The sequence below is a fragment of the Desulfocurvus sp. DL1XJH-121 genome (genome assembly GCF_054819825.1).
The window spans coordinates 94,379-119,967 of record NZ_JBTVWW010000012.1 but is presented as its reverse complement, the minus strand read 5'-3'; the positions used below and the strand labels follow the sequence as shown (position 1 = coordinate 119,967).

The window sequence follows — 25,589 nt, the reverse complement described above, 5'->3', positions numbered from 1 at the left end:
GGCGGTCCCTGCGTAATTCCTCGGGCTACACGGTACGCCCGGGAATTCGCTTTACGGTCCCGATTTTCGGGGTGGGTGATGGATGTACGCCGTTGATGATGGCTGATGAGCTTGGACGTTGAACGGATGAGGGGCGGTATCCGTGGACATTGCCCGACGCGAGGGTTCTTTGCCATAGATTGCCGCATTATTCGCGCCATTCGCGCCACGACTCCCGGCCCCGGGACGCAACGCTATTTGCGTCCCGCCCACCGGGACTCCCCAAGCCCCGGCGCGCTGCCCGGCGCAGCGGCTGTGATGGAAATCAGCGAAGCGAAGTCAGGCTCGTGCGACGGGGCGGCATCACCTGTGCCGCGACACGACGGAGAGGAATCATTGAGGGACCGCACCCTCGCCACTTCCCAGCGCCCCATGCGGGTGCGGGGGGCGCAGCGACCTGGGTGGCAACCCCCGAAGCGAAGCCCCCCGTACCCGCATGGGGCGCGGCCGCGTCACCTCCCCCTTCACTCCCGACAAACCAACGCCCTACCCGCGAGGGAACGCGGTGGGTGGGCGGGAGGGCAGAAGTGGTTTTGCGCCACGACTCTTCCCCTCCCCTCCCCCCACCCCAGCAACAAACCAAAGACGCTATCCACATCAACACAATACAAAAGGCCCGGCCGGATTCCCCGGCCGGGCCTTTCGCCCACCCCGCGCAACACTCAAAAGAAATAAGGACCAAAACCAGTCTACGTGCAGCATTATAATCAAAACCAGGGCCGCGCCGTATCCGGCGGACACCTTCCCCCTGCTTCCCGAAAACCATCGGCTTCCAACCTCGGCATGCCCACGCCCCGCACGCCCCGCAAAAATAATCCGTCTCCTTCCTTCGGCCGGGGGGAGGGGTTTCCGCGCCCGCTGCTGTTTCGACTACTGCAACGCAGCAAAACAGCCCGTCCCTTCTCTTGTGATTTCAGTTTGTTCAGTTACGCACACACATTGACACGGCGCTCGCGCCATCATAATGACCGGAGCGTTTTTACCGCGCGAGCCTCCAGCCTTGGTCGTCCCGGGTCCTGCGACCCCCGCCCCCCATCGTCTGCGCCCCACGGATCACCTCGACCAAGGACTCTGTTGTGCTGCATACGCTCTTTTCATGCCTTGAAGCCCACGCCCCGGCCAGTTACAAGACCCTGCGCCAGGGCTACTCCACCAAACTGCTGCAGCGCGATGTGCTCTCCGGCATCACCGTGGGCATCGTGGCCCTGCCCCTGGCCATGGCCTTCGCCATCGCCTCCGGGGCCACCCCGGAGCAGGGCCTGGCCACGTCCATCGTGGCGGGCATCATCGTGGCCGCGCTCTCGGGCTCGCGCTTCCAGATCGCCGGACCCACCGGCGCCTTCGTGGTCATCATCTCCGGGGTCATCGCCCGCCAGGGCTACGCGGGCCTGGTGCTGGCCGCGTTCATGGCCGGGGCCATACTCATAATCATGGGCCTATTGGGCCTGGGCAAGCTCCTGAAATTCATACCCTATCCGGTGACCACGGGTTTCACCACGGGCATCGGCGTGCTCATCTTCACCTCGCAGCTCAAGGACTTCCTGGGCCTGAGGCTCACCGACGTACCCGCACAGTTCGTGGACCGTATGCTGGCCTGCGCCCGGGGCATCCACACCTTCACCCCGGCGGCCCTGGGTCTGGGCCTGGCCACCCTTGTGGTCATGATCCTGGTGCGCAGGTTCGTCCCGCGCATCCCCGCTCATTTCGTGGGCATCGTGGTCAGCACGGTCCTGGCCGCCCTCATGGGCCTGGAGGTGGAGACCATCGGCAGCCGCTTCGGCGCCCTGCCCTCCACCCTTCCGCACCTGAATCTGAGCCTGTCCCTGGGCTTCAACGGGAGCATCGCGAGCCTGATCCCCGACGCCCTGACCATCGCCGTGCTGGCGGGCATCGAATCCCTGCTCAGCGCCGTGGTGGCCGACGGCATGACCGGCAGCCGCCACGACTCGTCCACCGAGCTAGTGGCCATGGGCGCGGCCAACATCGGCAGCGCGCTGTTCGGCGGCATCCCGGCCACCGGGGCCATCGCCCGCACGGCCACGAACATCCGGGCCGGGGCGCATTCCCCGGTTTCCGGCATGGTCCACTCCCTGACGCTCATGGCCTTCATCGTGGCCTGCGCGCCCCTGGCCTCGCGCATCCCCCTGGCCAGCCTAGCGGCCGTGCTCATCGTGGTAGCCTGGGACATGAGCGAGCTGCACCGCTTCACGCGGCTGTTGCACGCGCCCTGGTCCGACTCCACGGTCATGGTCCTGACCACCCTGCTCACGGTCTTCGTGGACCTCACCGTGGCCGTTGAAGTGGGCATCATGCTGGCCGCCGTCCTGTTCATGAAGCGCATGAGCGAGCTCTCGGACATCCACCCCGTGAACCTGGAGTCCACCACCGGCGACGCCAGCATCATCCGCCTGGGCAAGTCCAACGTAGTGGTCTACGACATCGGCGGCCCGTTCTTCTTCGGCATGACCCAGCGCTTCATCGACGTGATGCGCTTCACGCGCAACGCGCCCGATCTGCTCATCCTGCGCATGCGCCAAGTGCCGAGCATAGACGCCACGGGCGTGGAAGGCCTGGAGACGGTGATCCGCAGGACCCGCAAGCGCGGCTGCCGCCGCGTAGTGCTCACCGGGGTCCAGCCCCGGGTCCGCGAGGTTCTGGCGCGCATGGGCACGGAGGAGCTCATCGGGCAGGAGAACATCTTCGAGAACTTCGACGCGGCCCTGAAGGTCCTCAAGGCCGAGGCGGCCAAACCCGCCAAGGACAGGCCGGCCTCTTCCACGGCCAAGGGCCTGGCGTCCCAAGGCGCCTGAGCAGCCGTTCCCCTTTTCCCGCGCGGACGCGGCCCGTGCCTTGCCCGGGCCGCGTCTTTTTTCCCGCCCCGCACGCGCCCGGCCCGACCGCTCCGCGCACATCCTTCTCCATAAAATAACTTTATTGTCAAGCCTAACACGATTTACAATTTAAATTGCATGACAATAGGAATATTCCTATTGGAAATCGACAATCAAGCTCCGACGCCATCGATGATCATTTATTTAGTGACAAAATAGTCTGCTGCTGCTATCTCGGGCTTCAAAAATATCATTTTTGTCATGGAGGAACCATCAAGATGGAATGGCCAAAAAGCAACGATGTCCTGGGAAGCGCCAACCGCGGCAACGCCATCGAATCCGGATTGTGCACCCTGTGCAGGGCCGACTGCCAGGGGAAATGCGAGACGTGGCTGTCCTCCCTGAGAGGCAGGGAGATACTCTACCCGCGCGATTTCGGGCTGGTCACGGCAGGCAGCGGAAACACGACCCACGTCGGCGTCTCCTACAACGCCCTGCGTATCCAGGGGCTCAACTACGGAGCGATGGGTTCGGCAAATACCGACAAGGACCTGCTGTTCACCGACGTGAACCTCGAAACGTCCTTCGGCGCCAAGGAAAAGACCAAATGCCGCGTGCCCTTCATGACCGGCGCGCTGGGCTCCACCTTCATCGCCGCCAAGTACTGGGACGCCTTCGCCGCGGGCTGCGCCCTTGTGGGCGCGCCCATCGTGGTGGGCGAAAACGTGGTCGGCGTGGACCGCAAGTCCGAGATCACCAACGGCCGCATCAGCAAGGCCCCGGAGCTGGAGCGGCGCATCGACACCTACATGCGCTACTACGACGGCTACGGCGCCATCATCGTGCAGATGAACGTGGAGGACACCCGCAACGGCGTGGCCGAATACGTGGCCGAGAAATACGGCGACAAGGTCATCATCGAGCTCAAATGGGGCCAGGGCGCCAAGAACATCGGCGGCGAGATCGAGGTCACCAGCCTGGACTACGCCCTGTTCCTGAAGAAACGCGGCTACCTCGTGGACCCGGACCCGGAAAAGCCCGAGGTTCAGGAAGGATTCAAGCGCGGGTCCGTGAAGCATTTCGCTCGCCACAGCCGCCTGGGCTACACCAACCTCTGTACCTACGAGCAGGTCCACGACGAATTCATGAACTCCGTCAAGTATCTGCGCAGCCTGGGCTTTACGCGCATCTCCCTGAAGACGGGCTCCTACGGCATGGAGGCCCTGGCCATGGCCATCAAGTTCGCCTCCGAGGCCGAGCTGGACCTGTTGACCATGGACGGCTCGGGCGGCGGCACGGGCATGAGCCCCTGGAACATGATGCAGGCCTGGGGCGTGCCCTCCATCCTGCTGCACGCCAAGGCCCACGAATATGCCACCCGCCTGGCCGCGCGGGGCAAGCGCGTGGTGGACATGTCCTTTGCCGGGGGCTTCGCCAAGGGCAGCACCATCTTCAAGGGCCTGGCCATGGGCGCGCCCTTCACCAAGATGATCTGCATGGGCCGGGCCATGATGATCCCCGGCTTCCTGGGCTCGAACATCGAGGGAGTGCTCTACCCCGAACGCAGGGACAAGGTCTGCGGCAACTGGGACAAGCTGCCAGCCTCCGTTGCCAAGTACGGCGAAACCGCCGAGGAGATCTTCTCCTGCTACCAGGACGTGGAAAAGAAGATCGGCAAGGACGGCATGAAGGACCTGCCCCTGGGCGCGGTGGCCATCTGGTGTCTGGTGGACAAGCTCTCCGCAGGGCTGCAGCAGCTCATGTGCGGGGCGCGCAAGTTCTCCCTGCAGGAGATCACGCGCAGCGACATCGCCTCGGGCAACCGCGAGACCGAACGCGAAACCGGAATCCCGTTCATCACCGACGTCATGGACGAGACCGCCAAGAAGATCCTGGACATGTAGGCGGCTCCGGCCCCGACCAGCAAACGACAAAAGGCCCGCGCAAACGGGCCTTTCCTTTGCCGGGAAACGGGGCGCGGCCGTCAGCCGCCCGCCAGGGTCTCCTGGATCCGCAGGGCCGTGGGCGTCAGGCACAGCCCGCCTCTGCTGGTGGCGCGCAGATCCGAGGGCAGCATGCGGCCCACCCGCATCATGGTCCCGATGACCTCGTCCAGGGGGATGACCGGATCGAATCCCGTCAGGACCATGTTGGCAGAGGCCAGGGCGTTGGCCGCGCCCATGGTGTTGCGGTTGATGCAGGGGATTTCCACCTGCCCGGCCACAGGGTCGCAGATCAGCCCCAGGACGTTCTGCAGGGCCAGGGCCGCGGCGGCGAAGGCCTGGCGGGCCGTGCCGCCCAACAGCTGCACGGCGGCCGCCGCGCCCATGGCCGAGGCGGCCCCCACCTCGGCCTGGCAGGCGCAGACCTCGGCCGCGAAGGTGGCCTGGTTGGCGATGAACACGCCCACCACCCCGGCGGCGAGCATGGCCTCGGCCTGCTCCACATCGGACAGCCCCAGGCTCTCGGCCAGGGGAAAGACCACGGCGGGCAGCACGCCGCAGGAACCGGCGGTGGGCCCGGCCACCACGATGCCGCCCGCGCTGTTGTATTCCATGACGGCCGTGGCGATGAGCATGCCCCGGTTCATGACCCCGAGGTCGGCCGTGGCCGCGTGGCCCATGTTCCGGGCCATGACGGCGGCCCGGGGCCGCAGGAAGCCCGACACGGGCAGCCCGCCCCGCAGCCCGGCCTCGGCGGCCAGGCACATGGCGCGCACGATGTCCGCCGCGCGGGCGAGGATGGCCTCCTCCCCCTGGCCGCTGCGGGCGCGCTCATATTCCAGGGCCAGGGCCGCGGCGGACGAGCCGTGTCCGACGCGCCCGCCCAGAGCCTCCCCGGCCGTAAGGAACGGAAGATCGTAGCTGAACCTGCCCACCACCGGCAGCAGGGGATCAAGCCGGGAGACCAGGCAGCCGCAGGCCTCCAGCGCCTCGGCCGCACGCAGGACCTGGGCGGGAAACGGCTGCTGCGACGTGATCTGCAGCAGCAGCCCCGAGGCGTTCCGGTCCCGGGCGATCCTGGCCCCGCAGGCCCCGGCCTGCTCGCAGAGGACGTCCGGCGAGACGCCCCGCGGGCAGAGGGCGAACAGTTCCCAGAACGCGCCGTTCACGCTGACGGGATGCCCGTCCATCTCCAGGATGCAAAACATGCCGCCGCCCGTGGACACGGTCAGGAACTCGCGCTCCAGCCCCCCGGCCCCCGCGACCACAATACGCGCGGTGTTGGGGTGCGGGTGGGCGTTGTCCTCCACGTGGAAGGCGTATTCCAGCCCGCGCCTGCGGGCCTCGTCCAGGGCGCGGTCCAGCATCCCGTTCTCCGGCCCGAAGCCCATGAGCCCGCCGACGAAACCCTTGTCCGAGCCCTGGCCGCGATAGGTTCCGGGGTAGGACCCGTCCTTCTTGAAGTAGATGTCCGCCCGGGCGACGCCGCCTCCCAGCAGGCCGTGAACGGCCTTGCCGATGCGCGCCGGGCCCGCCGTGTGGGAGCTCGACGGCCCGGTCATGACCGGGCCGAGAACGTCGTTGAAGATGCTGGCCGGTTCCGTGTTCGCTGTATCAGCCATGTTCGGACCTCGCGGCGGGGCCCCGTCCCGGATCGGGAAGGGGCCCCGGTGATGATTGTTTCAGCAGCCCTGGCCCATGCGCTCGCCGTAGGCCCGGGCCAGCCCGCCCATGGAGGTCTCGCGGTACAGGCTCGGCAGGTCGTGCCCGGTGCGCATCATGACCGCCACGACCTCGTCGAAGGGGATGCGGTGGGTGCCGTCGGAGAGGATGGCCATCTGCGCGCGAGACAGCGCGCGGGTGGCGGCGCAGGCGTTGCGTTCGATGCAGGGGATCTGCACCAGCCCGTCCACCGGGTCGCAGGTCAGGCCGAGGTGGTGTTCGAGGCCCATCTCGGCGGCGTATTCGATCTGGCGCACGGACCCGCCCATGGCCTGGGTGGCGGCGGCCGAGGCCATGGCGCAGGCGGAGCCCACCTCGCCCTGGCAGCCCACCTCCGCGCCGGAAATGGAGCCATTGTGCTTGATGACGTTGCCGAACAGCCCGGCCGTGGCCAGGGCGTGCAGGATCTCGGCCTCGGTCACGCCCTGGGCCTCGCGCAGGTAGTAGAGCACGGCCGGTACCACGCCGCAGGAGCCGCAGGTGGGCGCCGTGACCACCACGCCGCCGCCCGCGTTCTCCTCGGACACGGCCAGGGCGTAGGCCGTGACGCGGCCGGTCTGCTGCATGTCCGCGCCGCTGAGCCTAGTCTTCTTGAAATAGCTCCAGGCCTGGCGCTTGAGGCCGATGCTGCCCTCAAGCACCCCCTGGGCTTCCAGGCCGCGCCGCACCGACGCCTCCATGGCCGCCCAGACCTCGCGCAGGTAGTCCCAGATCCCCGGGCCCTCGCAGCGCTCCACATATTCCCAGTAGGTCACGCCCCGCCGCTCGCACATCTCCATGATCCCGGCCATGTCCGGCAGGTCGTAGACCTGGAGCGGGGCCGCGGCCTCATGGCCCTCGCAGCGGATGGCCCCGCCGCCCACGGAATAGACCCGCGCCGCGTCCACGGTCCGCCCGGCGGCGTCCAGGGCCTCGAAGGCCATGCCGTTGGGATGGCCGGGCAGCTCCTCGCCGGACTTCCAGAGGATGGTGGTCCGCTCCGCGCCCAGGACCGAGGCGATGGCCCGGTCCGTGAAGTGCCCCTTGCCCGTGGCGGCCAGCGACCCGTACAGGGTCACGCGGAAGGCCGCGCAATCCGCGTTGCGGGCCAGGAAGTCCTCGGCCGCCCGCTTGGGCCCCATGGTGTGGGACGAGGACGGCCCCAGGCCGATGCGGTACAGTTCCCTGATGCTTTCCATCTTGCACCCCGCCTATTTCATGAGCAGGTTGACGAGCCCGAGGGATATCTCGGGCACATAGGTGGTCAGGAACAACGTGGGCAGCCACGCGAAGAGGATCAGGTACATGGTGGGCTTGAGCATCTCGTTGACCTGCGCGCCGGAGATGCGGCCGGACAGGTAGAGCAGCGGGGCCGTGGGCGGGGTGACGTTGCCCATGCCCAGGTTGACGCCCATGATGGCGGCGAAATGGATGGGGTCCACGTTCAGCTGGGTCACCAGGGGCAGCAGGATGGGGGTGCCCAGCAGGATGCCGGACACGTCGTCCATGAGCATGCCCATGATGACCAGGAAGATGTTGATCATCAGCATGATGACCATCTTGTTGTCGGAGATGGTGGTCAGCACGCCCATGATCTGCTCGGGCAGGTTCTCCATGATGTACAGACGCGACAGGATCATCACCGCGAACATCATGGCCATGATCACGCCGGTGGTGGTGGCGGACTCGATGAGCGTCTCCATGAGATTGCGCATCTTCAGGCCCCGGTAGACGAACATGGCCACGGGGATGGCGTAGAGCACGGCCACGGCGGCGGCCTCGGTGGGGGTCATGATGCCGCCGTAGATGCCGCCGAGGATGATCACCGGCATCATCAGCGCCGGGGAGGCCTTGGCGGACTTGACCGTGAACAGCTTGGCCGTGGTGGCCAGGTCCTCGGCGGGGCGCACCTCGATGTCCTTGTTGTTGCGCAGGAGCACGAGGTTCACCGCGCTGAGCAGCACGGTGACGATGACGCCGGGCACGAAGGCCGCCAGGAAACAGGCCAGCACCGACTGGTTGCCCATCCAGGCGTAGAGGATCATGAGCATGGACGGCGGGATGAGGATGCCCAGCACCCCCGCGTTGGCCAGGAGCGCGGCCACGTGCCCCACGGGATACCCGGCCTTCTTGAGCTTGGGCATCATGATGGAGCCGATGCAGGACACGGTGGCGGAGGACGAGCCGGACACGGCCCCGAAAATGGCGCAGGTGACCACGGTGACGATGCCCAGGCCGCCGCGCACGCGGCCCGCGATGGTGTCCACCACGTCCACCAGCCGGTCGCCGATGCCGCCCTTGTCCATGACCCCGCCGGCCATGATGAACAGCGGAATGGTCAGCAGCACGATGGAGTTCATCTTGGCGAAGCCGTAGGGCAGCAGGAAGCCGGGGTCGTAGTTGCCGGAAAAGATGAGAAAGGAGGCCGAGCTGAAGAACGCGAAGGGGATGGGCACCCCGATGAACAGCGTCAGCACGAGAAGGATGATGGCGATGGTGATGGTCATGGTGAATGTCCTCTGATTCGCCGGCCTATTCGCCCGCGCGGGAAAGCTTGAGATGGGCGGCCAGGTCCTGGCCCAGGTAGACCACGTGATACAGCGACATGAGCACGAACCCGAGGCCGATGGCCGTGTGCGGGATGAGCATGGGCAGCCGGAACACCGGGGACTTGGGCATCATCATGAAGCCCCAGGCCACGAACTGGCAGGCCCAGCAGGTGACCAGCAGGCAGATGGCCACGGTGGCCACGTCCTTGACCAGGCCGACGACGCGCCCCCACTTGGGGTTGGTGATGTAGCAGCTCAGGATGTCGGCCGAGATCTGGCTCTTCTCCCGGCTGCCCTGGGCGGCGCCCATGAAATAGAGCCAGAAGGCCAGCATCTGGATGAGCTCCTCGGACCCGTAGAAATCTGACCCGAACACGTAGCGCAGGACCACCGTGAAGCAGATCATGGACACGATCAGCACGCTGGTGACGGCCATGACAGTCTTCTGGAACCTTCCGAGCAAGGCCCACACCGGACCCCGCGAACCAAGGACGACAGGTCGCATGACAAGACCCCCTGTTGGAGAATTCGACGAACGGGGAAAGCGGCGGCGCAAGGAGCAAGGCCCGGGCGACCGGCCCCTTGCGCCGCCTGCGAGTGAAGCGGTTAGTAGGAGGCCTTGATTCCGCTGAGCAGTTCCGGAGTCAGGTTCTTCTCCAGGCGGGGCCAGGCGTGGTCGCGCACGTACTTGGCGCAGTCCTCGAGCTGCTGGGTGGTCAGCATGGTGACCTTGATGCCCGCTTCCTCAAGCTTCTTGCGGTACATCTGGTCCTCGCTCTCGGCCATCAGGAAGGACTGCTGGCCCTCGTCCACGAAGGCGGCTTCGACCGCCTTGCGGTCGGCCTCGGGGATGGACATGAACTTCTTCTTGTTCATGACGTACTGGGTGGACTCGAAGTTCACGTTGTACTGGTAGTAGTATTTGATCACGTCGCGGAACCCGAGGTAGTTCAGGTTCGGCGGCCCGCCGATCCAGCCCTTGACCACGCCGGTCTGCAGGGCGGAATAGGTGTCGGCGTAAGGCAGGGAGGAGGTGCGGAAGCCCAGCTCCTCGGCTCCGAACTTGAACACGTCCAGGCCGGGCACGCGGATCATGACGCCCTTCTCGGTGCCGGGCTTGGCCACGCTCTCCAGGGGCACGACGGAACCGGCGCCGATGAAGCCCTCGCCGAAGTAGGAGAAGAACTTCACGCCCAGCTTGTCGTGCATCTTGTCCATTTCCTTGGGCAGAAAGGCGTCGGAGGCGAAGACCTCGCGGATCTGGTCGTAGTCGCGGGCGATGTAGGGCAAAAAGCCCGCGCCCAGGCGGGAATCGAACTGGTCGGGCACGGTGATGTGCGCGGCGTCGATGGAGCCCCGGATGACCTCCTCGTAGATCTGGGAGGCGTCGCCCAGCTGGTTGGCCGGGTAGATCTTGATGGTCACGCGGCCCTGAGTCTCCTTCTCGATGCGGGCCTTGACGCGCTCGGCGGCCTTGTGGGCCATGTGCTCGATGGGATGCTGGGTGGCCAGCTTGATGACGATGGCCTCGGTCTTGGCCTTGGAGCCGCTGTCCTCGTTACATGCGCTCAGCGCGAACAACGCGCACACAGTCAGGATGCAGACGAAAATTTTCTTCATGGTCGTGTCACTCTCTCGGGATGATTACGCAAATTGATCCCCGGAAGTTCGGGGCGCCATCGCCGCACAGGCGTTACCCTGTTGCGCCCCCATAACCAAGTTCGATGCCAACGAATAAAAATTTAATTATTTCAAAGCTCTGACGTGAAATCTGGCCGTGTTCGCGCCCCCCGGACGAGGCGCGAAACCGGGCCCCATGTTCACAAAAGCGGGACGCCCGGTCCCGCAAACCGGGACGGCGTCCCGGAATCGCGCACGGAACGCGGAACGGGGACCGGGGAACGGGAGGGGACGGCCTATCTGACGTTGCGGTCCTTCATCAGGACGTACAGGCGGGTGCGGGAAAGGCCGGACAGACGGCAGGCTTCCTTGATGCTGCCCCGGGCCTGCTCCATGAGCCTGCGCAGATAGCGGGTCTCCATGTGCTCCAGACACTCGGCGCGGAACTCCTTGTACCCGGGCACGCCGCCGGCCAGCAGGCCGTCGCAGAAATCCCCGCGCGCGGCCGGGGCCTCCCCGCCGGACGCCGCGCCGCCCACGCTGCGCCGCACGGCCTTGGCGCGGATGTCCACGGGCAGGTGCTCGGGATACAGGACCTCCTCGTCCATGGCGCGCATGATGATGCGCTCCAGGGTCTGCACCAGCTCCCGGATGTTGCCCGGCCAGTCGTAGTTGGTCAGGGCGCTGGAAAAGGCCTCGGACATCCGCTTGGGCGGCCTGCCGTACTTGCCGCACAGCCGGTCCAGATGGAAGCGGCTGAGCACGGGGATGTCCTCCAGGCGCTCGCGCAGGGGCGGCATGTGGATGGCGCAGGACTTGATGCGGTAGTAGAGGTCGCTGCGGAACAGACCCTGGGCGCACATCTCGCGCAGGTCCCGATTGGTGGCGGCGATCAGCCTGAAATCACTGGCAAGCTCCCTGGTGCTGCCCACGGGGCGGAACTGCTTCTCCTGCAACACGCGCAGGAAGGTGGCCTGGATGGACACGGACAGCTCGCCCACCTCGTCCAGGAACAGCGTGCCCCCGTCCGCCTGACCCACCAGGCCGGTGCGCGTGGCCCCGGCCCCGGTGAAGGCCCCCTTGACGTGGCCGAACAGCTCGCCCTCGGCCAGGCTCTCGGACAGGGAGGCGCAGTCCAGGACCACGAAGCTCTGGTCCGCCCGGGCGCTGTTCTCGTGGATCGTGCGGGCGACGACCTCCTTGCCCGTGCCGGTCTCGCCGGTGATGAGCACGCCCGCGTCGCCCGACGCGGCCACGGACACGTGCTCCAGCACGGCCTGGACGGCCTGGCTCTCGCCCACCAGCCTGTCGCGCTTGATGGCCACCAGCGCGGGCTGGCGGCCCTTCTCGCGGAACCGCAGCGCCCGGTCCATGGAGAACATGATCTGCTTGAGGGTGCTGGTCTTCTCGATGTAGTCCCAGGCGCCGTTCTGGATGGCCAGTTCGGCGCCGTCGGGATCGCCCAGGCCGGTGATGATGATCACGTCCGGGCGCGAGGCGGCCCGGCGGATTTCGGGCAGGGCGTCGATGCCGCTGCCGTCGGGCAGGCAGACGTCCAGGAAGACCAGGTCGATGTCGGACGCACCCAGCCGGGCCAGGCCCTGGGCCAGGGTCCCGGCGGTGGCCACCGCATGGCCAGCGTCCTCGGCAAGCTGCGAAATGATGGTGCTGATATCCGGGTCGTCGTCCAGGATGAGTATGCTCGCCATGCTCCGCTCCCGTTGCGTTCCACATCCCCCGTAGATGCGCCGCCCTTATGGCTTCTTTTGCGCTAATTGTCGAGTCTTGGGGCTTGGGTTACGGATTATTTAATATAAGCCCCGCAAAGTTCATCATTTGGAATCATAGTTGCAAATATCGGCCCCGCACCCTATAGAGGCGTTCCATGCACCGCCAGGAGGCCACAGCATGCGATTCATCCTCGGCAGGAAGGCCGGACGGCCGCTCATCATTCTCGGACTCGCCGCGCTCCTCGCGGCGCTGGCCTGGGCCTATTGCGCGCGCGGCCCCCAGGGCCAGCTGCCCCTGACCCGGGAGGAGCGCCTCTGGCTGGCCGTGCACCCGGTCATCCGCCTTGGCGCCACCCCGTCCACCCGGCCCCTGGAATTCTTCGGGGAAAAGGCCCGCTACATGGGCATGGTGGCCGACTACATGGCCCTCCTGGAACAGCGCCTGGACGTGCACTTCAAGGTCGTGGAGACCACCAACCTGAACAAGCTGCTCAAGATGGCCGAAGACCGGGAGGTGGACGCCATCGCCTCGTTCCGGGCCAATCCGGCGGCCATGGACAACATGCTGTTCACCAAGCCCTACCTGGAGATACCCACCGTCATCCTGGTGAACAAGAGCATGAAGAAATACCTGCGCCTGGAGGAGATGTCCGACATGGACCTGGCCCTGCCCAAGGACTATGCGGTCATCGACTACGTGCGCAAGTACTACCCGAAGATACACATCCAGCCCGTGTACAACTACCTGGCCGCCCTGCTGCACGTGTCCTTCGACGAGATCGACGCGACGATCATCTCCCTGCCCCAGGCCAGCTACTTCATCGAGGAAAAGGGAATCACCAACCTCCGCGTCTCCGGGCACACGGACTACAAGATCTACAGCCGGATCGCCACGCGCTCGGACTGGCCCACGCTGAACAGCATCCTGCAAAAGGGGATCGACTCGATAACGCATCAGGAACACAGGCAGATTTACAGACGCTGGGTCACCCTGGACCAGCATTACATCTCGTTTCTGCTGCACAACAAGCAGTTCTGGGGATATCTGGGCGGCGTCATACTCGTCGTGTCCCTGTTCATCGTCTCCATCATCTACTGGAACCGCACCCTGCACCGCCGCGTCAACGAGCGCACCCGGGAGCTCAAGCAGGAGCTGGAACACCGCATGCGCCTGCTCACGGCCATCGAGCAGGCCCACGACGGCATCTTCATCCTCGATACCCGGGGCCTGGTGGAATACATCAACCCCGCCTTCGCCAGGATGTCCGGCTACACCCTGGAGGAGCTCAAGGGCGGGCACATCGAGATCGTGCGCAGCGACGAGCAGGGCCCGGAATTCTTCCGGAACATCTGGAAGGTGCTGGGCCGGGGCGAACTCTGGAAGGGCCAGACCACCTATCGCCGCAAGGACGGCGGCCTGTACGAGGTGGACCAGAGCATCTCCCCGATCCACAATTCGGCGGGAGAGCTCACCGGATACGTTGAGGTGGCCCGCGACATCACCGAGCGGCTGCAGATGGAAAGGCAGCTGCGCCAGAGCCAGAAGCTGGAGGAGCTGGGCACGCTGGCCGGGGGCATCGCCCACGACTTCAACAACATCCTGGCCGCCATCCAGGGCTACGCCGAACTGTCCCTGCCCGCCGTGGAGCCGGGAACCCGCGCCCACGCCAACCTCACGCACATCCACAACGTGGCCGCCCGGGCCAAGGAGATGGTCTACCAGATCCTGGTCTTCTCCCGGAGGCGGGAGCCGAAGAAGAGCCTCATCCGCCTGGCGCCGCTGCTGCGGGAGGTGGTGGATTTCCTGCGCACGTCCCTGCCCTCGACCATCGATATCCGCCTGGACATGGACGCGGCCGACGCCTCGGTCATGGGCGACCCCGGCCAGGTGCACCAGGTCGTCACCAACCTGGGCACCAACGCGGCCTACGCCATGCAGGACAACGGCGGCCTGCTGAGCATCTCCCTGAGCCGCGTCCCGGCCAGGGACTGCGATGTGCCCCCCAGCGCCGAGGGGCCGCTGTCCGGCGACGTCCTGCGGCTGCGCGTGGCCGACACCGGCCAAGGCATTCCCGACGACGTGATCGGCCGCATCTACGACCCCTTCTTCACCACCAAGCCCCAGGGCAAGGGCACGGGCATGGGGCTGTCCATGGTGCACGGGATCGTGGGCAGCATGGGCGGGCAGATCACCGTGGACAGCAAGCCCGGCCAGGGCACCACCTTCGACATATACCTGCCGGAAGCGGAGGGCGCGGCCGACGAGGCCGACGAGGAACAGGGGGAGATCGTCACGGGCCGGGGCCGCATCCTGTTCGTGGACGACGAGGAGGACGTGGTCAACGTGGGCGAGCAGATGCTCACGGACCTGGGCTACACCGTCACGGGCGTGCCCGACGCCCTGGCCGCCCTGGACGTCTTCCGCCGCTCGCCCCGGGATTTCGACCTGATCATCACGGACCAGACCATGCCCCACCTCACGGGCCACAGGCTGGCCAAGGCGGCGCACGCCGTGCGGCCCGACCTGCCCATCATCCTGTGCAGCGGATTCTCCTCCGCCCTGCGGGACATCCGCACGGGCGACCACGGCATCCGCGCCATCCTGACGAAGCCCTTCAGCATGGCGGAGCTTTCCGTGAGCGTCGCCGAAGCCCTGCGCCCGCGCGCCGGGGATACGGCCTAGGAATCCGCCGGGCCGGCGGGAAAGCCCAGGGCCGCCAGGACCTCGTCCAGGCGCGCGGCGTACTGCTCCACGTGCAGGGCGAGATGGGCGTAGTAGTCCTCCACCAGGAAATCCAGAGTCTTGCGGCCCTCGGGCGTGAGCCAGGCGTTGCCGCCCGCCTCTGCGGGGGTGCGCTCGGCCAGGTGCAGCAGGAGCGCGTTGTAGCCCGTCCACAGGGCCGCTAGGTCGGCGAAGGCGCAGGAGTCGTATTCCTGGGCCGCCACCCACGGCTCGGCCGCGTACCCGGGAAAGCCCTCCAGGTCCCCCAGGCGCAGGCGCGCGAAACGCTGGTGGTTGTTGCCGGCGGAGTCGATGAGATGGCCCACGATCTCGGCCAGGGTCCAAGCGTCCGGGCCGAGGCGCACGTGGGCCGCCTCGCGCGGCGTGCGGTCCATCAGGCCCTGGAAACGCCGGATCACGGCCACGGCCTCGGCTTTGTCGAACATGTCCCGCTCCTTGCGTGTGAATGCGTTCGAATGAACGTCCAAGGAGGCAAGCATAGGCGGGGGGAAGGCCGACCGCAAGCCGCCGACCGACCCAAGGCCCTGCTCCCCCGGGATCAGAACGCGCAGCCCAGCGTGACCCCGAGGCTGTAGGCCCTGGAATGATAGGCCCCCAGATGCGTGATGTCGCTGGAGACGGAGTTTCCCAGGGTGGGATCCCGCGTGCTGGCCAGGATCCGGGGCACGTAGGACAGGTAGCGCATCCCGCCCCGCAGCCCCACGGTCCAGCGCCCCCAACCGCGCGACACGTCGGCGGCGAGCTCCAGGCCCGTGGCGCTGGCCGTGCCGTTGATGGACCGGCTGTCGAACCGGGTGCTGTTCGCCACGTCCATCGTCCCGACATAGCCCGAGCGCACGTTGTACCTGGCCACGGAGCCCGTGAGCCCGAAGCGGCAGCCGCTCCAATCAGCCTGGAGCCTGGCGCCGGCCAGAAGGCCCGTGTACACCGCGTCCAGGTCCTCCTGGAGGTTTATGATGGTCAGCGACCGCCAGTCCACGTCGTACTCCTGGCTGATGCGCATGATCTCGCCGCCCACGAAGGGGCTCAGGGTGACGCCGGAGCCCAGGTCCAGCGCGTACCCGGCCACCAGCCGCCCGGCGCTCTCGCCGAAGCGGACCTGGGTGCTCGCGGAGACCGTGACAGTCGAGGCGAAATAGGTGGGCAGGTTGCCCGAGGGAAAACTGATGCCCACGGCATCGGCGCCGTAGGCCGCATAGTTGAAGTACCGCTGGGAATGGCCCTGGTCCTCGAAGGTCCTGCCCGTGAGTTCGAAGTACAGCGGCGTGGCCGCCTTCCAGCCCAGGGTCAGGCTGCCGAGCATGCCCACGGCGTTGTCGTCGTAGGCGGACAGGCGATTTATGGCCGTGTACGAAGGGGCCATGTTGCGGGTGGCGATGGGCTGGTAGCTCGGCATGTCCAGAATGTAGACGGACGCGCCGCCGTCCACATAGAGTCCTGGCTTGGCGTCTTCCCGGGCGGAGACAATGGAGGCGGAGACGAGGAAAATAACGAAACAGGCAATGAACATACGACAACAGCACCGCATATGCCCTCCGGCCGCAATTGCGATCCTTTCATCGTCCCGGCGGCATGCCGGGACGGTATTCAGAAAGCTATTTACCACAAATCTATATCCCGCCACAATACCCTCTCGCCACTGCGAGAGAACAAAAAACGCCCGGCCGAGGTCCTCGGCCGGGCGTTTGTCCGGAACGATTTGGGCATCGCCGACTGAGGCCGGCATGTCGTGGTTCAGGCTTCGTCCTCGTCGGCCGCGGGCGAGTCGTATTCCTCCGGGGTGCAGGAATAGGTCAGGGGCTCGAAGGACTTGGTCTGGGACAAATAGCTGAGCAGCTGGCCCGTCTCCATGTCGAAGTACCAGCCGTGGAGGTCGAGGTCGCCGTCCTTCACCCGGCTGGCGATCCAGGGGAAGGTCATGAGGTTCTCCAGGGAGGCGATGATCCCGGCCATCTCGCAGGCCGTGCAGGAATGCTTGTCCGCCCAGCCGAAATGCGCCAGGACCTCGTCGCGCACCCCGCCCATCACCGAGAGCCACTTGTCGATGAAGTCCGTGTCCTCGGTGCTGCGGTGCATGAGGGCGTCGATGCCCCCGCAGCCGCTGTGGCCGAGGACGATGATGTTGGAGACCTTCAGGGACTTCACCGCGTATTCGATGGCCGAGGACACGCCGTGGAAGCCCGAGTCGGTCTCAAAGGGCGGCACGATGTTGGCCACGTTGCGGATGACGAAGATTTCCCCGGGCCCGCACTGCATGATCAGGGACGGGTCCGTGCGCGAGTCGCTGCAGGCCACGACCATGGTCCTGGGATGCTGCCCCTGGCGCAGGACGTTGAAGGGCGAGTCGTCGCAGCAAAAATAGGTGTCGCGAAAATTCGCGAACCCGGAAATGAACTTGCGGATATCATGCATTGGTTGCCTCCGTTGCGCCGCAGGGGGACCGGAGGCCTGTGCCCGAGGTTCTTGGAAGCGGCGGATGAGGTTGCCCCTGCCGGGGGTGGGCCCGCAGCGCCGGGACGCCGGGCCTGCGGCGCGCTCCCGCACGGGGAATAACGCCGCACAAGGGAATCCTTCTAATGCGCTCTGATTTGGTTGTCCAGTAAATCACAAATCACCACCCCCCGCCGAAGCCCGGAATTCCGCGGGCAACGGGGGGGGCGTCGGAGGCGCAGCATGGAGCACCGCGGCCGAACGATGCAAACATCACAAAACTGTCACACACATTTTTCCTGTCCCAGGCGAGGCCCCGCGATGTCCCGCGTCCAAGCCGCCGCACGCAAAAGCCCCGGGCGCTGACGCGTCCGGGGCTTGAAAACAGGGGATTCGCAGCTGATGCGCCGTTCCCTCGTCGGCGTGGTCATGAAGCGGGACCGGGGCCTAGAGGGCGAAGGGGGTCAGGCTTTCGAAGCCGTATTCCGTGACCACGAGGGTCTGCTCGAACTGGGCGGAAAGGGAGCCGTCCTCGGTGACGGCGGTCCAGTCGTCATCCAGGACCCGCCCCTTGTGGCCGCCGAGGTTGATCATGGGCTCCACCGTGAAGGTCATGCCCGGCACCAGGGGGACGTTGCCCAGGCGGGACCGGTAATGCGGGACGTTGGGGGCCTCGTGGAACCCCAGGCCCACGCCGTGGCCCATGTAGTTGCGCACCACCGAGCAGCCCTGGCCCTCGGCGTAATCCTGGATGGCTCCGGCCACGTCGTTGATGATGTTCCCTGGGCGCACCTGCTCCAGGCCCAGGCGCAGGCATTCCCGGGCCACATCCACGATCTTCCTGGCGTCGGGCGACGGCTGGCCCACGAAGAAGGTCTGGTTGCAGTCCGCGTAGTACCCGTCGAGGATGGTGGTGATGTCCACGTTGACGATGTCCCCGTCCTTGAGTTCCTCGGGCCCGGGGATGCCGTGGCAGATGACCTCGTTGGGGGACACGCACACGCTCTTGGGGAAGCCGTTGTAGTGCAGGGGAGCGGGACGCGCCCCGCGGCCCACGGTGAAATCGTGGACCACCCGGTCGATCTCCTCGGTGCGCACGCCCGGGCGGATGAGCCCCTTGACCTCCTCGAAGGTCTCCATGACCAGCGCGCCGCAGCGGCGCATGCCGGCCACCTGTTCCGGGGTCTTGAGCCGGACCTTGTAGCGCTTGAGCATGGTTTCCGGCAGGTTGAACTCCTGGGCCCCGGCCGTTCCCATGCAGCATTTCTTGAACTTCTTGCCGCTGCCGCAGGGGCAGGGGTCGTTGCGTCCGATCTTGGTCTTCATGAAGCCTCTCCCTATGATTCGCGGCCGTCCGCCGCAGGGAGGCGATGCTGGCAAAAAGACGGGGGAATGGCAACAGGCTGGGCCCCGAAACATGGCCCTTCCGGCCCAGGTCAGCATCCCGGGCTGTCAAGCCGCCCGGGCGGCCCCATGGACATGGCGCCTCACGCTTCCGGCGCAGCGCCGGATTCCGCGCCCCCCGTCTCCCCATCGGCGGGGGTATCCTCTTCCGGGGCCGCCACCTGGACGTCGGACTGGTCCTCCCCTTCGCCGGTGTCCACATGCACCTGCATCGTGTCGAGGAGGAAGGCGCCCGCCCAGCTGGTGAGCACGCGGTCGTCGCCCGCCCCCGTGCTGATGTTCACCTGGGCGTCTTCGGAGAGGGTCGTTCCCAGCCAACTGCTCACGAAGGTGTCGTCGCCGTCGCCCGTATCGATGTTCATCCGGGAGTTACCGCTTAGGCCGACCCCGAAAACGGAGAGGGACACGTAGTCGTCGCCGTCCCCGGTGCTCAGGTTCAGGCGCGAGTTCCCGCTGGAGGCTCCACCGGCCCACCACGCGGAAACCGAATCACGCCCGCCGCCCGTGGCGATCTCCAGGCGCGCGTTGCCCCTGTTGGCCACGCCCATGAAGGAGGTCTCCACCATGTCCGCTCCCGCGCCCGTGGACACGGCGATGCTGGAGTTGCCACTGTTGCCCGCCCCCAGATACGTCGACATGATCCTGTCGTCGCCGGCGCCGGTATCGATCTCCAGCCGTGAATTCCCCTTGTTGCGCACTCCCATGACGGAGGCCTGCAACGTGTCGTTTCCCGCGCCCATGGACACGATGACGCTGGCGTTGTCTCCCATGCCCATTCCCAACCTGTGCGCCTTGATCCTGTCGTCCCCGTCGCCGGTATCGATAATCAGGCTCGCATTTGCGCCCATGCCGCTCCCGAGGCTCCAGGCCTCGATGACGTCGTCGCCGCCGCCGGTATTGATGACGCCGTGGTCGAGATGCCCGACCACAACCCGGTCGTCCCCCGCGCCGGTATCGATGTTCACGGACCCGCCCCCGGAGAGGAGGACGACCGTATCGTCGCCGTCTCCGCTGTCGATCACGCAATTGGGATTCCTGGAAATGATGATGTCGTCGCCCGAGACGTCGCTGTCCGGGGTGAAGGAGCCCATGCGCAGCTCGCCGTCTTCATCCTCGCTCAGGATGGCGTCGCCGGTGATGCGGTAGCGCCGGACTTCCTCCTCCCCGGGTTCCGTCACCGAAAGGACGTACCACGTATCCATGGTCCCGTCGTCCTCGGTGAACGAGGCCGAGCTGATGTTGATCCGCCGCCCCGATTTGGTGACGATGTCGGCCACGGTGTACCCGGACTCGAACTCCATGTCGTCCTCGATGAGCACGGGCTCCGTCTCGGGGGGCAAGGTCGCCAGGAACTCGTCCACGGCATCGGGGGGCCCGATCTCCGCCCCGGCGTCCACCGCATCCCGCAGGACCGTCCCGAAATCTCCCGCCTCCCGGTTCCGCTCCGCATTTCCACCGGTCCGCGCCACACGCTCCTGGGCCTCGCGGCTCATTTCGACAGCAACACTCATGGGGCCTCCCTGGGGGAAAATCTTTCCGCATATCATGCGCCAACCCGCTGAAAGCAAAAAGCATTCCCTCAACAAGGAGAATGCGCCCACAACGGACACTCCCCATCGGGAGGCCGTCGAAGCACCACGCGGCCGGGGAGTCCGAAGCCCGTGCCGCCGGTTCCCCGGCCCTTCCGCACTGCCTTGCGGCGGGGAAACTCCATATCCCCGGAAAATTCGGAGTGGGAAGCACGCGACGCGTCTGCGCACGGAAGAGCGGAAAGAAAGACGCGGGCGGCCCGAGCCGATCCCGCCCGCCGTCAATCGCCGCTTCGGAGGGAACAAACGAAAAAACCCCGGACGCGCGAGCGTCCGGGGTTGTGATGAGAAAGCCCTCTTGGGCTGTGGTTGGCGTGGCGGAGCCGAAGGGACTCGAACCCTCGGCCTCCGGCGTGACAGGCCGGCGTTATAACCAACTTAACTACGGCTCCGCATATATACACGTGGCGGGATCGAACATGCGCGCCTGTGATCAGCGCCAGAGGTTCGGCGGGGCTGAGGCCGCTTCGGCCTCGGGCTCCCCCTGGAAGCCCACACCCCAGTCGGGTCACAGAGGACCCCAAACTTCCCGCACTCCAGTTTGGGGCGATAAAAGGGCCTGGAAAACCAGGCCCCTGTGATTTCAAGTGGCGGAGCCGACGAGACTCGAACTCGCGGCCTCCGGCGTGACAGGCCGGCGTTATAACCAGCTTAACTACGGCTCCGCACTTATCCCGGTTAGTCTGTGGTGGGCGGAACAGGGCTCGAACCTGCGACCCTCGGCTTGTAAGGCCGATGCTCTCCCAGCTGAGCTATCCGCCCGCCTCCCACAGTCGGGAGAACAGCTTTTATCTGTCCGGCCCCGACTTGTCAACGATTTTCGGCCTTATGGAGCAAATACTCGGCATCCTGGAAAACGCCCCGTATTCACTGCACAAAAAGCCCCCCCGAACCCCTCGAAAAAAGGCTTCGGGGAGGCGTCTGCGCGGTCCTACTTCACGTGGCACTGCCCGCAGGCCAGAGGGCCCTTGCCCTCGGTCTCGTGGCAGCCCTTGCACTGCTTGTGGTAGGCGGTCATCAGCCCGGGCTGCGAACCCTGGGCCTTCAGGGTGTGGCACTCGGCGCAGGCAGTGCCCGCGGAGTCCTCGCCTTCCGCCAGTTTGCCGTCGGTGTACACGTGGTGGCATGCGGCGCAATCTTCCAGCCCGGCCTTCTCGTTGTGCTCGTCGTGCTTGAACACGGCGGCGGCACGGGAATGCGCGGCGAAGGCGTCGCTCTTGATTTCCGTCATTTCGTCCTGGGACTGGGCTGCGGCCATGAAGAGCATGGTCAGGAGCCCGGCCAGGACGAGGGTGATGATGGTCTTCGCTTTCATGTCCCTTCTCCCTTTCAGGTTCCTATTCTTCCGTCGCCCCGGGCTTTTCCATAAGCTCGTAGATGAGATCGCCCAGGAACTTCAACTCCATCTCCAGCCCGTAGTGGTGGATGATGTCCTCCAGCCCGCCGTGACAGTTGTGGCAGGGGCTGATGATGGTGTTGATGCCCTTGTCCTTCATGCGCGCCAGCTGCTCGGCCTTGATCTTGTTGGAGAGCACGCGCTTGGTCTTCCACGGCGGCCCGCAGTTGATGACGCCGCCGCCCGCGTTGCAGCAGAAGTTGTGGACCTTGTTGGGGTCCATCTCCACCACGCCCTGGGTCAGGATGTTGGCCACATAGCGCCCGCACTCGTGCAGGCCGCGGCCGCGCACCGTGTTGCAGGGATCGTGGAAGGTGACCTTCTCCGGGAACTTCTCCTTGATCTTCAGCTTGCCCTCGCGGAACAGCTGGGCGAAGAACTCGATGGAGTGGACCATGGGCAGGGGCGGCATGGCCCAGCCCAGCCAACGGTTGCCCACGTCGTAGACGCTGCGGAAGGCGTGCCCGCACTCGCCCATGACGATGTACTTGCAGCGCAGCTTCTGCGCGGTCTCGTAGTGGTACTTCTTGACGCGGCCCATTGTCTCGAAGTCACCGGTGAACATGGCCATGTCCGAGTTGTCCCAGCCGGGCTCCGAGGGCATGGTCCAGTTCAAGCCGGCCTGGTCGAAGATCACGGCGGCCTGGTAGATGAGTTGGGTGCGGAACTTGGGCTCGGGCGCGATGACCGAGTACATGAAGTCCGCCCCTTCCTTGTCGATGGGGATGCGGATGGTCGGAATCTCGTCCCGGGCCTCGTCCTCCTGCCACTGCAGGGTGTCCGGCCACTCGTCGTCCTTGACCCACATCTGGTTCATGGTCGCGGCGTGGCTGTTCACGGTGTCCTGGATGTACTGCGGGGTGATGCCCAGCTTGTGGCAGATGCGCCGCACCTGGGACATCATGTAGCCGATGTCGATGCCGAACGGGCAGTACTGCTGGCAGCGGCGGCAGAGGTTGCACTCGGTCTGGGCGACGACCACGGCCTCGCGGCACTCCTCGGGGGTCAGCTTGCCGTCCTTGTCGAGCATGTTCCAGACGGTGCGCTTGACCTTGCCCACGGGCGAGAACTTGGGGTCCTTGTCGTTGGACAGGTAGTGGTGGCAGGCCTCGGAACACAGCCCGCAATGCACGCAGGTCTGCACGTAGGCCTTCAGCCGCGCGCCGCTCTCGGTCTTGAGGACCGAATTGATGGATTGCTGGATTTTCTCGGGCGTGAGCCGCTCCACCCCGTTGGCGATGCCCACGTCCTCGATCTTGTCGTAGTCGTATTTTCCGTCCGCCTTGTCCTGCACGGACTTGGCCGCGACCTTCTCCAGGAAGGTCTGCGCGGCCTCGGCGGCTTCGATGCGTTCAGCGTTTTCTGCCATTGTCGTCTCCTTGCGGAAGCGTTCGTGTAAAGTTCCCGGCCTACCAGTCCTCGACCATGCGCACGGCTCCGAACTCGGAGGCGGTGTAGCCGCGCGTGTACCAGAAGGTCAGCATGTGCGAGAGCTTGGTGAAGGGAATGGCGACCAGCATGATCTCACCCGTGAGCATGTGCAGGGTCGTCATGAGCAGATTGTCGCCCCAGCCGTGGAAGGCCATGATCCCGGTGAGGAACGGGGCCGCCACGATGGCCAGGATCACGAAATCCGAACCCGCGGTCACGAACTTGACCTGGGGCAGGGTGAACCGGCGCCAGGCGAAGTAGAGGCACCCCGCGAGGACGATCCAGGCCGCGCTGTCGGCCACCTGGTCGGACAGGGTCGGCCAGGACCAGCCCAGGACGCCCTCCTCGATGAGCACCACGTGGCCCAGGGTGAACAGGGGCACCAGCACGATGCCCAGGTGGAACAGGAAGGTCACCACGCTCATCACGGGCTGCTTCTGCGAGTTCACGCTCATGAACGGGATGAGCCAGTGCAGGTAGGAATTGAAGGCGTGCTTCCAGCTCCAGTACTTGAACACGAAGCCGTCCGTGCGCTTGGTTTCGGCCAGAAGGCTCCAGACCTTCCAGACGCTGCCGCCCACGAACAGCGCAAGGGCCACCCAAACCAGGGGGCCGCTGACGATATTGTAGAATGCGTGCATGGCTTCCCCCTGTTATTTGAATTCGCTGACAGGCACCACGCGGCGGTAGTACTTGCCACCCTCGACCATCTTCACCAGCACGAACCGGGAGTCCGGGCTGAAGACCGGGTCGAAGCAGGCGTCCGCATCGCTGCCGTATTCCTTGCCGTCCACGACCACGGTGTAGCGGCCGTTCTTCTCAACCTTGGCGGCCACGTGCTCGCCGTCGGCGCTGACCACCGGGGCCCAGGCCATGTCGTAGCGGCCCGGCCAGGCGCGGTTGTTGGCGAACACGAACCACTTGCCGTCGCTCTTGCCCAGGGCGGCCACGGTGGAGCCGTCCGGGGACAGGGCCAGGTCCGTGACCATTTCATTGAATTTGACGCCCCAGACCGCGTTGTCCACGGCCAGGGTCCACTCGCCCAGGCTCGTGGCCACGATGGCGGCCAGGGTGGAGCCGTCGGCCGAGAAGGCCGGATGCCAGCACTGGGCGAAGGTGCCCCAGAAGGGCTTGCCCGCCGCGGCCAGGCTCCACTTGCCGCCCCTGCGCACCGGGGCCACCACCTCGCCGCTGGCGGGGTTGAAGACCGGGGTCCACACGGACTGGAAAATGGCGTCCCAGGGCTTGCCGTCCACGGCCACGGTGTAGTCGTACTTGTTGACGCGCACGGCCGCGGCCACGCTGGCGGCGTTGGCCGAGAAGTTCAGACTGTAGACGTTGGTGAACTTGGCGTCCCAGGCCTCGCCGTCCACGGCCACGGAGTAGATGCCGGCCTCGTACTTGTCGATCTCGGCCTGGCCCAGCTCCTCCACCTGCACGCAGCCGGCGGAACGGGAGCCGCAGGGGCTCAGCTTGAAGCCCGTGCCGTTATCGAACAGGGTCTCCCAGAGCGTGCCGTCCACGGCAACCCCGTACTGCCCGTCCTGCTGCACGGCGCTGGCGATGTGCTTGCCGTCGGCGCTGAACATGGTGTGCCAGATGTAGCCGAAGCTCTCTTCCCAAGGCTCGCCGTCCACCACGAACTTCCATTCGCCCATGTCGGAGGCGCAGCCCGTGAACCGCCCGTCGGGGCCGAACTTCACGTTCCACAGCCGTTCGTAGGTCTCGTCCCAGGCCTCGCCGTTGATACAGCCCGTGAACTCGCCCTGCACGTTGACTACGGCGCCGATCTTCTCACCATCCGGGCTCGCGTGCAGATCCTCCACCCACTCGTACTTGTCACTGCACGCCCCGAGATCGGCGACGAGTTTCTCGCCCGGATCCCAGCACCACAAACCGACATCACCCATGGCCCCTCCTTCGACGACTAAGCGCCAAAATATTACGAGGTTTTACCGCCGCCACCCAAGACATGGAACGACCGGAATTCCGGATAACACACCGCCCCGGGAAACGAAAAACTCGTTCCCCGAATCTCAGGAAGGCGACTCCTTAGCGTTACCTATCCTGCTATGACAGAAGGATTTCCGAACTTCCATAGCAGCATGGATTCTTTACAGTCAACAAACATAATTACATACTTTGAAAGTATGATTTTCACATGAAAGAGGGCCATTTCCCCG

Annotated in this window: 18 protein-coding genes and 3 tRNA genes; 3 read left to right on the top strand and 18 right to left on the bottom strand. The window is 65.7% G+C overall.

Annotated elements, in window-relative coordinates; all coding sequences use genetic code 11:
- The first annotated feature begins 1,115 nt into the window (after positions 1-1,115).
- Both ACYYG1_RS10380 and ACYYG1_RS10375 read left to right on the top strand, forming a co-directional pair.
- Positions 1,116-2,849 (top strand): SulP family inorganic anion transporter, encoded by a 1,734-nt coding sequence (locus ACYYG1_RS10380; protein ID WP_461210235.1) that lies wholly within the window; start codon positions 1,116-1,118, stop codon positions 2,847-2,849.
- Positions 2,850-3,148: 299 nt separating this feature from the next.
- Positions 3,149-4,774, top strand: a complete 1,626-nt coding sequence (locus ACYYG1_RS10375; RefSeq protein WP_461210234.1) for a glutamate synthase-related protein — start codon at positions 3,149-3,151, stop codon at positions 4,772-4,774.
- 80 nt (positions 4,775-4,854) lie between these two features.
- Here the strand turns inward: ACYYG1_RS10375 and ACYYG1_RS10370 are convergent, their stop codons facing one another.
- The 6 genes from ACYYG1_RS10370 to ACYYG1_RS10345 all read right to left on the bottom strand — a co-directional run bounded on the left by ACYYG1_RS10370 (position 4,855) and on the right by ACYYG1_RS10345 (position 12,392).
- Positions 4,855-6,435 (bottom strand): L-serine ammonia-lyase, iron-sulfur-dependent, subunit alpha, encoded by a 1,581-nt coding sequence (locus ACYYG1_RS10370; protein WP_461210233.1) that lies wholly within the window; start codon positions 6,433-6,435, stop codon positions 4,855-4,857.
- 60 nt (positions 6,436-6,495) lie between these two features.
- A complete protein-coding gene (locus tag ACYYG1_RS10365; protein ID WP_461210232.1) occupies positions 6,496-7,713 on the bottom strand; it encodes an L-serine ammonia-lyase, iron-sulfur-dependent, subunit alpha in 1,218 nt (405 codons plus the stop codon).
- 12 nt (positions 7,714-7,725) lie between these two features.
- Positions 7,726-9,021, bottom strand: coding sequence for a TRAP transporter large permease (locus ACYYG1_RS10360; RefSeq protein WP_461210231.1), 1,296 nt, complete (start codon positions 9,019-9,021; stop codon positions 7,726-7,728).
- A 25-nt stretch (positions 9,022-9,046) separates the two neighbouring features.
- Positions 9,047-9,499: a TRAP transporter small permease gene (locus ACYYG1_RS10355; RefSeq protein ID WP_461210230.1), complete on the bottom strand. Its 453-nt coding sequence runs from the start codon at positions 9,497-9,499 to the stop codon at positions 9,047-9,049.
- Between the two features lie 170 nt (positions 9,500-9,669).
- The gene (dctP, locus tag ACYYG1_RS10350) at positions 9,670-10,683 is read right to left on the bottom strand and encodes a TRAP transporter substrate-binding protein DctP (RefSeq protein ID WP_461210229.1); all 1,014 of its coding nucleotides are present in this window, start codon (positions 10,681-10,683) and stop codon (positions 9,670-9,672) included.
- 296 nt (positions 10,684-10,979) lie between these two features.
- Complete coding sequence (locus ACYYG1_RS10345) at positions 10,980-12,392, bottom strand: sigma-54-dependent transcriptional regulator (protein ID WP_461210228.1); 1,413 nt, start codon at positions 12,390-12,392, stop codon at positions 10,980-10,982.
- 199 nt (positions 12,393-12,591) lie between these two features.
- Here ACYYG1_RS10345 and ACYYG1_RS10340 point away from each other — a divergent pair, with 199 nt between their 5' ends.
- The gene (locus tag ACYYG1_RS10340; RefSeq protein WP_461210227.1) at positions 12,592-15,096 is read left to right on the top strand and encodes an ATP-binding protein; all 2,505 of its coding nucleotides are present in this window, start codon (positions 12,592-12,594) and stop codon (positions 15,094-15,096) included.
- Here ACYYG1_RS10340 and ACYYG1_RS10335 read toward each other — a convergent pair.
- The 12 genes from ACYYG1_RS10335 to tmcD all read right to left on the bottom strand — a co-directional run bounded on the left by ACYYG1_RS10335 (position 15,093) and on the right by tmcD (position 25,316).
- The gene (locus tag ACYYG1_RS10335) at positions 15,093-15,581 is read right to left on the bottom strand and encodes a DinB family protein (RefSeq protein ID WP_461210226.1); all 489 of its coding nucleotides are present in this window, start codon (positions 15,579-15,581) and stop codon (positions 15,093-15,095) included. The genes ACYYG1_RS10340 and ACYYG1_RS10335 overlap by 4 nt on opposite strands.
- Positions 15,582-15,694: 113 nt before the next feature.
- A complete protein-coding gene (locus ACYYG1_RS10330) occupies positions 15,695-16,666 on the bottom strand; it encodes a hypothetical protein (RefSeq protein ID WP_461210225.1) in 972 nt (323 codons plus the stop codon).
- 224 nt (positions 16,667-16,890) lie between these two features.
- Entirely contained in the window at positions 16,891-17,568 is a 678-nt protein-coding gene (locus ACYYG1_RS10325; protein WP_461210224.1) for a carbonic anhydrase, read from the bottom strand.
- A gap of 465 nt (positions 17,569-18,033) precedes the next feature.
- Positions 18,034-18,912: a type I methionyl aminopeptidase gene (gene map, locus ACYYG1_RS10320; protein WP_461210223.1), complete on the bottom strand. Its 879-nt coding sequence runs from the start codon at positions 18,910-18,912 to the stop codon at positions 18,034-18,036.
- A 161-nt stretch (positions 18,913-19,073) separates the two neighbouring features.
- On the bottom strand, positions 19,074-20,501 hold the full coding sequence (locus tag ACYYG1_RS10315) for a hypothetical protein (protein WP_461210222.1): 1,428 nt from the start codon (positions 20,499-20,501) through the stop codon (positions 19,074-19,076).
- A 393-nt stretch (positions 20,502-20,894) separates the two neighbouring features.
- Positions 20,895-20,971, bottom strand: a tRNA-Asp gene (locus ACYYG1_RS10310).
- Positions 20,972-21,167: 196 nt separating this feature from the next.
- Positions 21,168-21,244 (bottom strand) — tRNA-Asp (locus ACYYG1_RS10305).
- A 21-nt stretch (positions 21,245-21,265) separates the two neighbouring features.
- A tRNA-Val gene (locus ACYYG1_RS10300) sits at positions 21,266-21,341 on the bottom strand.
- A gap of 169 nt (positions 21,342-21,510) precedes the next feature.
- Positions 21,511-21,894 (bottom strand): acidic tetraheme cytochrome c3 TmcA, encoded by a 384-nt coding sequence (gene tmcA / locus ACYYG1_RS10295; RefSeq protein ID WP_461210221.1) that lies wholly within the window; start codon positions 21,892-21,894, stop codon positions 21,511-21,513.
- 22 nt (positions 21,895-21,916) lie between these two features.
- Positions 21,917-23,344, bottom strand: a complete 1,428-nt coding sequence (gene tmcB / locus ACYYG1_RS10290) for an electron transfer complex ferredoxin TmcB (RefSeq protein WP_461210220.1) — start codon at positions 23,342-23,344, stop codon at positions 21,917-21,919.
- A 40-nt stretch (positions 23,345-23,384) separates the two neighbouring features.
- Positions 23,385-24,047 carry a TmcC family electron transfer complex membrane anchor subunit gene (gene tmcC, locus ACYYG1_RS10285; protein ID WP_461210219.1) on the bottom strand — a complete coding sequence of 221 codons (663 nt, stop codon included), beginning with the start codon at positions 24,045-24,047 and terminating at the stop codon, positions 23,385-23,387.
- 12 nt (positions 24,048-24,059) lie between these two features.
- Complete coding sequence (gene tmcD, locus ACYYG1_RS10280; RefSeq protein ID WP_461210218.1) at positions 24,060-25,316, bottom strand: electron transfer complex subunit TmcD; 1,257 nt, start codon at positions 25,314-25,316, stop codon at positions 24,060-24,062.
- Between the last annotated feature and the right edge of the window lie 273 nt (positions 25,317-25,589).